The sequence below is a fragment of the Psychrobacter fjordensis genome (assembly GCF_904845995.1).
In the GTDB taxonomy this organism is placed as follows: Bacteria; Pseudomonadota; Gammaproteobacteria; order Pseudomonadales; family Moraxellaceae; genus Psychrobacter; species Psychrobacter fjordensis.
On the sequence record NZ_CAJGYP010000001.1, the window covers coordinates 44372 to 57533 of the forward strand.

General features: G+C 43.1%; 7 protein-coding genes. 1 reads left to right on the forward strand and 6 read right to left on the reverse strand.

The genetic code is table 11. The features are described from left to right. Nucleotides 1–57: 57 nt before the first annotated feature. The 5 genes from proB to JMW61_RS00210 all read right to left on the reverse strand — a co-directional run bounded on the left by proB (nucleotide 58) and on the right by JMW61_RS00210 (nucleotide 7410). On the reverse strand, nucleotides 58–1230 hold the full coding sequence (gene proB / locus JMW61_RS00190) for a glutamate 5-kinase (RefSeq protein ID WP_110922390.1): 1173 nt from the start codon (nucleotides 1228–1230) through the stop codon (nucleotides 58–60). Between the two features lie 78 nt (nucleotides 1231–1308). After that, on the reverse strand, nucleotides 1309–2520 hold the full coding sequence (cgtA, locus tag JMW61_RS00195; protein ID WP_201548317.1) for an Obg family GTPase CgtA: 1212 nt from the start codon (nucleotides 2518–2520) through the stop codon (nucleotides 1309–1311). A 301-nt stretch (nucleotides 2521–2821) separates the two neighbouring features. Then, nucleotides 2822–4264, reverse strand: coding sequence for a glyceraldehyde-3-phosphate dehydrogenase (locus JMW61_RS00200; RefSeq protein ID WP_110922388.1), 1443 nt, complete (start codon nucleotides 4262–4264; stop codon nucleotides 2822–2824). 400 nt (nucleotides 4265–4664) lie between these two features. After that, complete coding sequence (locus JMW61_RS00205) at nucleotides 4665–5846, reverse strand: lipocalin family protein (RefSeq protein WP_201548319.1); 1182 nt, start codon at nucleotides 5844–5846, stop codon at nucleotides 4665–4667. Between the two features lie 427 nt (nucleotides 5847–6273). Then, nucleotides 6274–7410, reverse strand: coding sequence for an NUDIX domain-containing protein (locus tag JMW61_RS00210; protein WP_201548321.1), 1137 nt, complete (start codon nucleotides 7408–7410; stop codon nucleotides 6274–6276). Nucleotides 7411–7705: 295 nt separating this feature from the next. Here JMW61_RS00210 and hemP point away from each other — a divergent pair, with 295 nt between their 5' ends. Then, nucleotides 7706–7864, forward strand: a complete 159-nt coding sequence (hemP, locus tag JMW61_RS00215; RefSeq protein WP_227672156.1) for a hemin uptake protein HemP — start codon at nucleotides 7706–7708, stop codon at nucleotides 7862–7864. A 275-nt stretch (nucleotides 7865–8139) separates the two neighbouring features. Here hemP and JMW61_RS00220 read toward each other — a convergent pair whose 3' ends face one another. Next, entirely contained in the window at nucleotides 8140–13134 is a 4995-nt protein-coding gene (locus JMW61_RS00220) for a translocation/assembly module TamB domain-containing protein (protein WP_201548331.1), read from the reverse strand. Nucleotides 13135–13162 lie beyond the last annotated feature (28 nt).

The window sequence follows — 13162 nt, forward strand, 5'->3', positions numbered from 1 at the left end:
AATCCATATTTAGACTAAGGCTGTATGCATACCAAGCATTTCTATATTATTAATGTGCTATACGGTTAATGCCAAGTTATCACGGTGTACCATGACCACACGCTCTTCACTACTACCAAAAATCTTATCAAACTGCTCTGTACGCTCACGTGCTACTCGATGCGCATCCTGCGATGAAAAGTTGACTTGACCGACTGCGAGACGCTCACCGGTATCTTGATGGATAATTTCAACCACATCACCTTCATCAAAACCACCACGGACTTCGACGACGCCAACGGGTAGTAGACTTCTATTATGCTCAGTCAGTGCCTTTGCCGCACCTGCATCCACAACCAAGCTACCTGACATACGCAGGTGAGCCGCCAACCATTGCTTACGAGCAATAATTTTGTCTTCATCGTTGGTTGTCAAAAGCGTACCAACTGCTTCACCTGATACCACACGAGTGATGACGTCATCAATTGCACCGCTTACGATAACGGTTGGACAGCCACCCATTGCAGCAAGGCGACCAGCACGGATTTTGGTCAACATACCACCGCGTCCGAGCTTGCCACCATCTCCGGCTATATCAAACAAGTAATCAGCCATCGCACGCTCTTGACGAATCATTTTTGCATTAGGATTGTCACGTGGGTTATCTGTAAACACACCATCTTGATCGGTGAGGATAATGTACAAGTCAGCATTGACCATCGCTGCTGCCATTGCCCCTAATGTATCGTTGTCACCGAATTTGATTTCATCAATGGTGATGGTGTCGTTTTCGTTAATAACAGGTAACACGCGCCATTCTAATAATTGCGTCAATGCGCCTGTCGTATTGAGATAACGGCTACGATTAGACAAATCATCATGAGTCAATAGCAGCTGCGAGCTTTGGATACCATGTTGGATCAATGCTGACCACCATGTTTCAATTAAACCCATCTGACCAATAGAGGCACAGGCCTGTAATGCGGCTAGTTTTTTAGGGCGCTCCTCAAGGTTCATACGTACCACACCTTCAGCAACAGCACCTGACGATACTAGTAGCACTTCGACGCCTTGCTTGTGCAGCTTAGCAATCTGTTTGGCCCACTCGTATATGGCAGTTCGATCCAGCCCTCGACCGTTATTGGTTAACAACGATGAGCCAATCTTGACAATAACGCGCTGAATATCAAAGTTGCGATTTTGCTTAACAAATCTTGCTTCTTCGATCGTGTTTTCTATGCCATCTGCCATATAAACTCCTTTTTATCTTATGAATTGATTAGGGGATTGATTTAAAAAATTCAGGTACATCAGTTCAAGCTTGTTCATTTATGGAACGTAAACCACCTCGACACCGTCTTCATCATCGAAGTCGTCATCATCGTCATTTAAGTCCACCCCTTCACGTGCTGCTCTGCGGGCCGCACGATAGGCTTCACGCTGGGCTTCAGTGTTTAGACGGACTTCTACTTCTAAGCGCTCAAAACGTGTTCTTTGTGCTTCAGCGAAGATAGGATCTTCTAGTTCACGCTCGCGCTCTAGCTCAATCTCATTCATCAAATGATATTTAACCGCATCGGTTCCTTCACCCATAAGGGTTGAGGTGCGAAATACATCGCCTGTCCAATCAAGCTCAGCGACAATATGGGTACAGAGCTCATCTAACTCTTCTTCAAGCACTTGATCGATTTTGTTTAATACTAAAATCTGAGGTAAGTTGGATAACTCAGGCGAAAAACGTTCAAGTTCATTCAAGATAACACGAGCGTTGTTTACCGGATCGCTGCCATCAACTGGCTTTACATCGACCACATGTAACAATCGACGAGTACGAGCCACATGCTTTAAGAAGCGGATACCAAGTCCGGCACCTTCTGAAGCACCTTCGATCAAACCCGGAATATCTGCCATCACAAATGAGCGATGACGACCGATATCAACTACCCCTAAATTAGGAACGAGTGTGGTAAATGGATAGTCAGCAACTTTTGGTCTAGCAGCAGAAACTTGACGAATAAAAGTAGATTTACCAGCATTAGGCAAACCAATCAAGCCAACATCAGCCACTACTTTTAGCTCAAATTTAAGAACTTTTAACTCACCTTCAAAACCAGATGTCGCTTTACGCGGTGCTTGGTTGGTAGAGCTCTTGAAATGGGTATTACCCAAACCACCATCACCACCTTTGGCAATCAGTAACGTCTGACCAAGTTCAATCAAATCGCCCAACACTTCATCTGTTTCGGTATCAACTACCGTGGTACCAATAGGCACTGGTAAAAACAAATCATCAGAGCCCTTGCCTGAACAGTTTCTACTATGACCATTTTCTGCTCGCATGGCGTCGTGACGACGGGTATAACGATAGTCAACTAGCGTGTTAGTGTTGTCTTCTGCAATGACATAAACATCTCCGCCTTTACCACCATCACCACCATCAGGGCCACCACGTGGGACATATTTTTCTCGGCGAAAACTGGCGATTCCGTTACCACCGTCACCTGCTTTTACCGTTACGACGGCTTCATCAATAAATCGCATTTTACTTTCCTTAATTCACAATCTAGTTTATATACTAGTTACAACCAACGGTTATATTATGGGGTTTTACTGTATTGTCACAAAAAAACATTGTGACAAAATAAGCGCTAAAAGCACGCTACTTGTATTTGATATTCAATATGAAAATAACACCCGATAATCAATCGGACTATCGGGTGTTTAAGTATGACAGCTAACGCAATATCAAGCTATCCAAACCAGACGCTATTATGGCAAATTTTGCAGTATGACCGCATCAATTTACACAATATTAGACAACTGGTTTATTATGCTTAACGTTCTATGCAGGAATTTGAGTGTAGCTAATTCCAGCCATCTGGGTCGCCAGACGCAATACCTGAGTACTATAACCTACTTCGTTATCATACCAAACATACACAATGGCTTGATTACCAGTCAGGATAGTCGCTTGCGCATCAATGATACCGACATGAGTCGTGCCAACGAAATCCGTTGATACGGCTTCTGTAGAATCTGTATATGCAATCTGCGACTGCCAAGTGCTGCTGTTAGCAATTTTACGCAAAAATTCATTCAACGCTTCAGCACTTTCTGGTGCCGTTTTAAGCGTTAAGTTCAAAATTGCTAGGCTGACATTTGGTGTTGGTACACGGATAGCGTTACCCGTTAGCTTACCACTTAATTCTGGTAGTGCTTTACCAACTGCTTTTGCCGCGCCTGTGCTCGTGATAACCATGTTCATCACTGCACTACGACCACGGCGGTCTGCTTTATGGTAGTTATCAACCAAGTTTTGATCATTGGTAAATGAATGAATGGTTTCTACGTGACCGTTTTCGATACCGTACTCATCATTCAATACATTTAGCGTTGGTGTAATAGCATTAGTGGTACAGCTAGCAGCACTAACGATAGTATCATCACCAACCGTGTCATTGTTCACACCATAAACGACGTTTTTGATGTCACCACCAGCAGGGGCAGTGAGTAGTACTTTTTTCACGCCAGTAGATTGTAGATGCTTACCAAGGCCTGCTTCGTCTTTCCAGATACCCGTGTTATCAATAACGAGAGCATCGTTGATACCATAAGCGGTATAATCGATTTCACTAGGGTCTTTAGCATAGATAACTTGTACAAAACGACCGTTAATAATCATGCCGTTGTTGTCATCATCGATACTAATGCCACCCAAGAATCTACCATGGATCGAATCACGCTCAAGCAATGAAATACGTTTGGCCAAGTCACCAGCTGCTGCTGGACGTACGACGATAGCTTTTAACTGCATACCTTTTGCACTTGATGCTTGCGCCAGTAATAAACGGGTCAAGATACGACCAATACGGCCGAAACCATATAATACTACATCTGTCGCGCCATTCACGGCACCTGCATTATTAACAGATTTTAGCGCAGCTTGTACGTCAGTGTCATTAGCAATCAATTGACCAACATCGATACGAGTGGCTTGGATATCTTTGCTCTCTGCGATGACTTTTACCATCGCTAAAGTGTCAGCGATATCAATAGACTTAGCGCCATGGTCACGCAACGCAACTTTTTGATGCAAAGCGAGTATTTGACCAACTGAGGTAGAGTCTAGCGTTTCGCCGAACAAGGTCACTTGTACGTCTTGCGCATTATAGAGCTTATTCAATAACCCCATTAGCTCAATCGCTTGTTGCTCTTGATTATTGTAGTTGCTTAAGTGGTCTTGATGTAATTGGCGTAAGGTATCAGCGTTGCTCACGAGAAACATCCTTATGGTCAGTAATGTATGATCAATAAAATATGAAGAAATATGAAATAGATAGGTTGTGTATGCTCTAAATGGTGACTCTAATATGATAATCAACCACTATCAATATGGGTTATTGACACCAGAGTATTTGAATCGCATAGATTTTAGCCTAAAACGCCTCATTTTGCCAGTAGTAACCGATTAGCTAGTGTGCATAATAGGTTTCATCCTCATATACAGACTCATATATAGATGGGAGTAAAAATAAAGGCAGCCGTATATGCTGCCTTATTAGGTTTTTTTGAATGAGAGTTGCTATGACTTTTTATGAATTGAAATAATCCAATAATAACCAGTTAGCAATCAGGTATACAAAATCATTCTGCAATTAGAATTTAACGTTTTGTATTTACATCAATTATGGCGTTAAACTTACCGTCTGATTGGTTTGCGGCGTTAGCTTAAATTCTTTTAAGTCATAACCTTGTTGTTGTGCAATCTGACGATATTTAGAATAGGTTTCTTGACTGACATTAGGCGAACGAGCCAATAGCCATAGATAATCTTTGTCAGGTGTGCCGACCAATGCCGTCTTATAATCAGCATCACGTGCCAGTACCCAATAATCGGCACGGCCGACTGGTAACCAACGAATCCATGAGGGCAAGAAGGTTACTTTTAGCTTACTACCAGTCTCATCCGCTGGCTTAGCGAGACCTTCAGCAACAATCTCAGAGCCATCTTCGGCCATACACTTGTTAGTGACAGTTATACCTTTTCCATCAGATTTTTCAGCATAATTAGCCGTGACGTCACTGGCACAATTGCGTTGAAAATACATTGGCAAACGTCCTATCTCGTACCAAGTGCCTGCATACTGCTTTAAATCAACACTATCTACAGTGGTTGGTGTATTTGCAGATTTGTGAATAATGGCACTTGGTTCTATAGACAATGTCTCTGTCGTGGTTTTGTCCATCATTACATTGGTAGCAGCCATAGACGCTGCATTGACTGGAGGCGTAGTAGCATAAGCTGAAAACGCAGCCAATGGTATAATAATCGCTAAGGCAATACCTGTATGTTTGATCAGTCCATTCATAAATATGCGCTCCGGTATTTCTTTATACGATGAAAGAGTGGTATCCGATGACAAATCAGTTTTTTGTTCAAAATCTTTGTGCTCGAATTTTTCTTTTGATATGTTCATCTGATCAGCCACAGACTCTGAAGTCAGCGGCTCAGACAGGGTTACTCCTTGAGACTGTTCAAGTTGGGACTGTTCAAGACTGCTGTTCAAACCATTATTTTTCGTAATGTCGTTATCAGACATAGCAGACTCTTTAGCCTTTAGCGGGCTTTTGACAGCGTTTTTGTACCCAAAATAGCTGTCTTGCGAAGACGTGTCTTTTACCGAATGGCTCGGATACTCATCATTCGATTCGTCATGGTTGTAGCTAGCATCATTGCTGGCATAGCCCGTCTTTTGCGCATTATCCTTATTCAGATAATAACTGCTTGGCTGGCTAGTCTGCTGAGATTGAGAACCAGCTTCCTGTGAATCAGACCATACTGACTTAGGTAACTTGTTGGCTTTCATAGAATTACCGTTATTAATAATGACTGTGAAAATTTCTTTGTGTATTTATCCACCTAGTCTAACTCTCTGAACGTCGCCAAATTCAAAAAGCGTGTCTAATAAGTAAACTAGCGCTACAGAATTTGATGTTATTGCAAGGGTCAAAATATATTTTCATAGGCAATTTGCTAATGAATAATAAACAGTTTGCTTATGAATGATAGAGTAAACACTCTTTAATTAGGTATTCTATATTAAGGACAACTTGACTATTAAAACAGTGTCGCAATGTAGGGAAACGCAACGGTTTGTAAGTAACTAGGTCTTTATGCGTTAGAACAAATACCTAATAAAAACATAGTTACTTACTGGATAAATATCAGAAAAATCAGTGATATCCCTGATAATTTTCAACAAATAATAGGCTCAATATAAATCGAATTTCTTCTCATTTTTCACTGTTAAAAAACTGACGAATACCAGCAACGCTGACACCACCATGTTCTAATGCTTGATCTATCATCGTGGGTGATAGACCGCCCAAACCAATGACTGGCATATCGGCCAGCTGTGCTAAGGCAGACCATGCCTCCCAACCAAGTGGTACAGTATCAGGATGCGTGTGAGTGGCTAATACTGGTGAGATGAAAATACCGATCACTGGCGGTAGCTGTTGCTGTATTCGAGCACTGGCGAGTTTGTTGGCAGCTTCAATACTGGCACTATTGTGACAGCTGATTATCAACGGAAAGCCATCAGATAAAAAAGTCTCAGAGACTGAAAGATCTTGAGCATCTTCAAACCATTGCATCAGTGCCGCATGGGTCAGATGATTTGCAACGATTTGATGGGAAATGCTTTCATCTTTAATCGATGTTGACTTATCAATGTCTAGAAACTGGCTATCGGCATCATAAGGTACAATCGCTTGAACGTCTGGACGACCATGCATCAATTGCGCTGCTAGATTGCCTGAGCACTCTGCATCAGCTTCTTTTGTTCTAATATAAACCAAAGACTCTGGTGCTAAATTGTCTTGATGATATTGCAACCATGCTGCCGCTGGATCTGTACATTCGCTAAAATGTGATAATGAATAGGTAATCGTTATCTGCGTTGTCAATCTCAGCCATTCTAGAATCGTTTTATTCGCAGCGGGCAAGGGATATTCACCTGCCAATAGCTTAGACTTATTCACCCATGTCAGTGCCTGCCCTTCTAATCCATATTCGCAATGTTTATGCTGCTCGTATTGCTGCGCTGTCAGCTCAATCTTGTAAACCTGTAGTACAACCTGCTTGTCACCATAGTCATGATGCAAACGACCAAGCTTGACGACAATGTCATTCCCTATAGCAATCCCTGTTTCTTCAGCGACTTCTCTAACCAGCGCCTGTTCAGCACTCTCATTGGCATCAATCTTACCGCCGACGAACTCATAACGATTGCCTTGGTGTTGGGTAGCATTTCTAAACCCAAGTAAATATTGCTCTTTATGATGAATAACAGCGACTGCAACGTTTACGATGACTACTTTTTTATCTATGATTTGGTTTATTTCTTGGTTATTTGGTTCGATTGGCATGGTTTTGTCCTTCGTTGTTTATTTTTATTAGAGTATATTCAGTCATACGAAAATATTAGGAAATAGTAGAAATACAACTTAAGTCACTGATTTAAAATACAATACTTATGGTTCATCTCGAATAAGATAGGCTTTATAACAACTGCTTTAGATAAGTTTACATAATAACTGCATTTTATTTTATCAGTTGTCTTGCAAAATCATTCAATCTAAATGATAATTATCATCGTTAAAGACGATTACTTACTGTTATCGCTACTCAGCTATTTTTTATCAAAAGGATTTTATTATGAGCATGGTCATCTCTCGTTATCTAAACTGCCGCGAAAACCGTCTACCTACTCTACAATCACAGCACTTATTTGCCCTAACCAAGGAAGTACGTATCGAGCATGAAGGTGAAGAGTACCGCCTACGCCTGACACGTAATAATCGATTAATCCTAACCAAATAGAACGAACATCACTCGATGTCCACTTATAAAAAAACGCCTTCATTAAAAGGCGTTTTTTATTGGCTGAAAATTACTGTGGTCATCGTTAGTTGATATAGATTTTAGATATTGATAATAATTTATAGTCAAAGAAATCTAAAATTGCTACAAGGCAGTCGACTGCAGATTGTACAGGTAGTACATCTAAGGAGACTAACACCGTAGCAGTTTAGCAGTTTAGCAGTTTAGCAGTTTAGTAGTTTAGTAGTTTAGTAGTTCTCTGACTAGCGTTGAGTTTAGAACTGCCAACTATAAACTTCATCTACTGCATTCTCTGCAGCGGCGCTTGCTTCAACATAGATACGACGCGTCAACTGGTAACGAACCGACAAGCTATTCTGAGCATTAAACACACCTACTCCGTAGCGGATATATAAATCAGGGGTCACGTAACCAGTGACATTGACATTGGTGTCTTCACTGCTGCCTGAGGCATCCACAGTGAGAGATTGCAAACCAAAAGCCTGACCTATCTGATTGGTTAAGCTGCGTGTACCACTCAGTCCGAAACTCAATCCAGCCGCTGCTAAGTTATTGGTAACCTGCGATTTAAATCCTTGCTCACTGATTTGGGTCGCACCTGTATTAGTAAGGCGGCCTGTGACCAATGCATTCATCGCTTGCTGCTGTGTCAGACCAGCATTGTTAAAGACGATGATATTTGGTGATTCAGTATCACCTTTGACGCGTAGGCCTACTATTTTCCCTTCAATGCTTTTGACTGCTTCGACACTTAAGGTCGGGTTCATCACATCCCCATCAAAGCGTACTTGACCATAATTAAGCTCTAAACTTTGACCAAAGGCATTGATATCCGTACGACGCGATACCTGCACCACACCTTTCGCACGCATAACACCAGTACCATTTTGGGTGATATTAATCGCCCCTGCTAAAGGAATCACGGCACCAAATCCACGGAAATTAATATCCTCACCCAAATCAATACCAATATTTGCATTGATAGACCAAGGCTTGGAGATAGCCAAGACTTCATCGATATTACCAATCAAGCGACGATCAAGTACGACTGCATCTTCGGTTTGCGTCACGATATCTTCACTGGCTTCTGGTGGACGGATAGTCGCTGACGGTACACTAATGGCACCTTTGATATCAACATAGCGATCACCTGGGCGCACAATAATATCAATATCCGGATCGATTTCAGCCACTAGCAACGGCGGCTGAGTAAGCACCAAGCCTTCGCCGATAACACTTAGCTTAGCCTGTAGCTTCTGTTTCCAATCAACCGTTCCTGTTAGAGAGCCTTTACCAGTACCACTGTTAAACGTGCCTTCCATCGTTGCTTGAGTGCCGCGGATTTTGGCGGCAGCATTTACATTGGTCAAGTTAATCGGTAAATCCAACATGGCGATACGGCCATTAGAAAGCTTCACATCACCATAGAACTGCGGCTTGTCTAACGTACCGCCGACGCCACCTGCCATCGTGACATTTCCTCGCAGGACTCGCATCCCTGGGAAGAAAGGCTTAAATATCGCTAGATTAAGCTCATTAAGTACCAGTGCACCCGAAATTGGCTTAGGCGCTTTATAAGGATCAACAACGACTTCAGCATAGCCACGAGCACCGCTTCCGGTATTGATATCTGTGCGCAGCTTGAGGCCTTCTGGAACGGATACAGCAATGAGAGAAACCCGCTTATAAGGTAAAGTAACAGCAGCGCTATCACCCTCTTGAGCTAAGCCAATTTTGCCATTATCCGAATACAACGTTGTATTAATAGTCGGCGGACGACCACGTTGCCAGCCGACAATGGCTTTACCATTAATCTTGCCATGCCAATCAATATCTTTGGGCAAAAAGACTGAAAACAACGAAGTATCTAAATTCTGTAAGGCCACATCGACCTCACCTTGATCTGGTGATGCGACTAGTTTTTTGCGTAAACACAGCTTGCCAGTTTGATCAGCAGCTTGCCAACAGTGCGCGGCTAGCTGTACTTTAAAGTCCGTGTTTTTCCCGTTCTGTTCATTAGGCAAATTCACAATCAACTGCGCTGGTTGCAACTGGTTTAAAGTCGCATATTTAGACTGAATGCGACCCTCACCGATGACTCCAGACCAACTCACGTTATTACGATTAAATCCACCTTTGACTCTTGCACCAATAGTTAGCTGTTCATTGGCTACATCGAGATCGACTACATGTGCCTGCTCTGTCCCATTAAATGAAGCCTTAACACTTTTAAAACTCTGTCCAGCAGCATCTAAGCCTTCGGCAGTAATGATAAGCTGACTTGGGCTATTTGCTAGATTGACCAGTTTTCCGCGAACACGACCCTGACGTAAAACAAAGCCTGGTAGCGCAAGACGCTCACCCACCAAATCAATATAAATGGTTGGCAACGCTTGTCCTACTGGCTGCGATAAAGTGGCACCGCCAGTTACTTTACCAGCCAGCTGATCTGAGAGCTGATCTAAGCTGGTGATATTGATTTTGGTTTGTAGCTGCTTAGCATTACCGTTAGCAGTTACGTAATTATCACCCCAACGCAGTACGAGGTTTTTGGCATTCAAGCTATCAATTAAGGCATTTACTTTTTTGTATTGCGCTTGAGCATCTTGCGTTTGCAGACTTTCAAAGTAGCTTGCCAAGTCTTTTGGTAAGCGCATTTTCGCCGCCAAGCTGCCTTTAGCGCTCAACGTCTGCCCTTTTAACATACCGCTCAAATTAACTTGCTTGATATTGATAATTTGCTGCGAATCACTCCAGCGTCCATCAGTATCTATCGTACCCGTGATCAGACTGGGTGTGTCTTTTAGGAAATACCCTAGGTTAAAACGATCCATTACCGCATTGATATCCCACGCAACTCCTTGACGCACATCTACGGTACCTTTGGCATCGATGCTGCCGGCAGCACCCACATGACGGAAGCGTTTGATACGAATCAATTGATCATCGCCACTGGCATCAATAGTCAGCTTACCTGCTGGCAGTTGCTCAGCATCCAGTACACCATCGAAATTTACGGCAAAACGTTTTAGCTTACCTGCTGTATTTTTGCTATTGCTAGGCGGCGTTTGCCATTCACCACTGGTGGTTAGATCGCCCGTCAGAATTGCCGGATTATTGGGTAGAAAATAACCTAAATTGAAATCGTCAAAGCGGCCATCTACCGTCCAACCAATATTTTTGCGTAAATCAATGACACCCTTCGCTGCCACTGCGCCAGCCTCGCCATTATAATTTAATTTACGGATACTAATCAGATTTGGCGTGCCAGCAGCATCAATAGATAGGCGGCCTTTTGGTACATCTGCCGTATCAATTTGGCCATCAAAGCGCGCATCAAATACAGACAGCTCACCACCGACGATATCGACGCTGGCATCACCATCACCTGTTATACCGATAGTACGACTGTCTTGTGTGGCATCAAGCTGCGTCTGCAAATCCGTGTTATTCAGCGTGATGATATGGCGCTGACCACTGACACCGCTTTTGGTGATATTTAACAGACGACCACGGGCGTTAATACTACCTGTCAAACGCTCAAGTGGTAAGTCGCTGCGGTATTTTTTCGGGAGCAAGCCTTTGGTACTCGCATCCACTTGCCATGTAAGTGGCGTATTCTTACTCGCTAGTCGAATCTGCCCAGTTCCAGATAGGTCGCCTACGATTCCTTCATAGTTTAATCGATTGATATCTATGACGTCACCAGCTTTGCGTAGGCGCACATCATAGTTGCCTTTAGGAGCAGCATTGAGCTCATTGATAACCGCATTGGCATCAACGGATAGCTGTGAGTCACGAATGATGACATCCGCCTGCCCACTCGGGCTATTAATATTGCCGACATCAGGCACATCACGGCGGACTAGATTTTGCCATTTAGCATCAATATACCAAGGAGCCGCCTGTTTAGATTTCGCTGAAACTTTACCACTGGCAATGTTGGCATTGACATGCTCACCATCACGTTGACGTAAATCTACATCTATTTCTGTATTACCAGCGCTATTTCGCTGCTGATAATGTAGCGACAGTCTGCCATCAAGCGTTTGCGGTGCGTACGCTTTAAAGTCAGCGTACTCATCAGGAATCGCTTGGCGGATATCAAAGTTACTGCCTGTCGCTCGGATTTTTGCATCAAAGCTGCTCTTCCAATCTAAAATACCTTGCAACACCAAACGTCCAGCAGGTACATCAGCATCTAAACGATCAATACGCAGCTGACTATCAGCAATAACCGCACGGCCTTGATAATGACCTGAAGGAATGTCTTTGGCCGTCAGTTCAGTATTGATGCGTAGACGTATCTCAGAGATGACACCCTCTGCTGTGGCCGTACCGCTTTTTAGGCGAATATCTTGATCTTCTGCATACGGGATTAAGATATCATCCCATTGCAGTTTTGCCCGAAACGGTGAATCGCTGTCCAATCCCTGCACAATAAAATCACCGGTAACATCACTATCATTATAGCGGCTGCTTACTTTACCAACCGTGCGCTTGAGCGTACCTATTGCGGTAATGTTTAGTGGATCAATATAGGCTTGTTCTAGTGCACTTACTTCTGCAATAGCACTTAAATCTAGCGGATAATCGCCTTGTAAATCAATTTCACCTTTTAAAGCACTGATATTGACGATGTCAGCATACTGCAAATCACCACGAGCAATGGATACCGTGCTGCCGACCCAAGTCAAATCACGGGCAACGATATTACGGATGATGATAGGCTCTTTGGTCACTTGCTTATAAGTGATGCTTTTGATTTTAGCTTGATCAAAGCGTAGATTAACGGGTAACTGCAGGGTTTTATAATCGAAGGGCTCACCCGTTGGTGGTTCATTGTTGATAATCTCAATAGTCTGTATATCGGCCTCACGCAAATGCACTTCTTTGGCAAATACAGCGCGCCAGCCTATCTTTACATAGGCTTTATCAACCAATATTTCAAGGTCTTCAGTCGCCTTGATATCGATGTCGGTCACCCAAATACCGTCACGCAAGTTACCTTGCCCATATTCGAACTCTATGCCTGTCTCGGCACTGACTTTCTCTAATATAAACTTGGTACCTGACTCTGTGCCAGCCGCATAAAAGAACACCGCAAACATAATCGCGAGTACGATTAAAATCAGCACCAGTAGCTTGAGCAGAAATGATAACGGATACAAGCGTCTGACTGCACGAGCGTCGCGCTGTGCCGGATCTTCATCTGGTGAGTTACTAGGCGGGTTGTTTTTTGTCAGCATGGCACTCAACTACGTTAAAGAATGATTA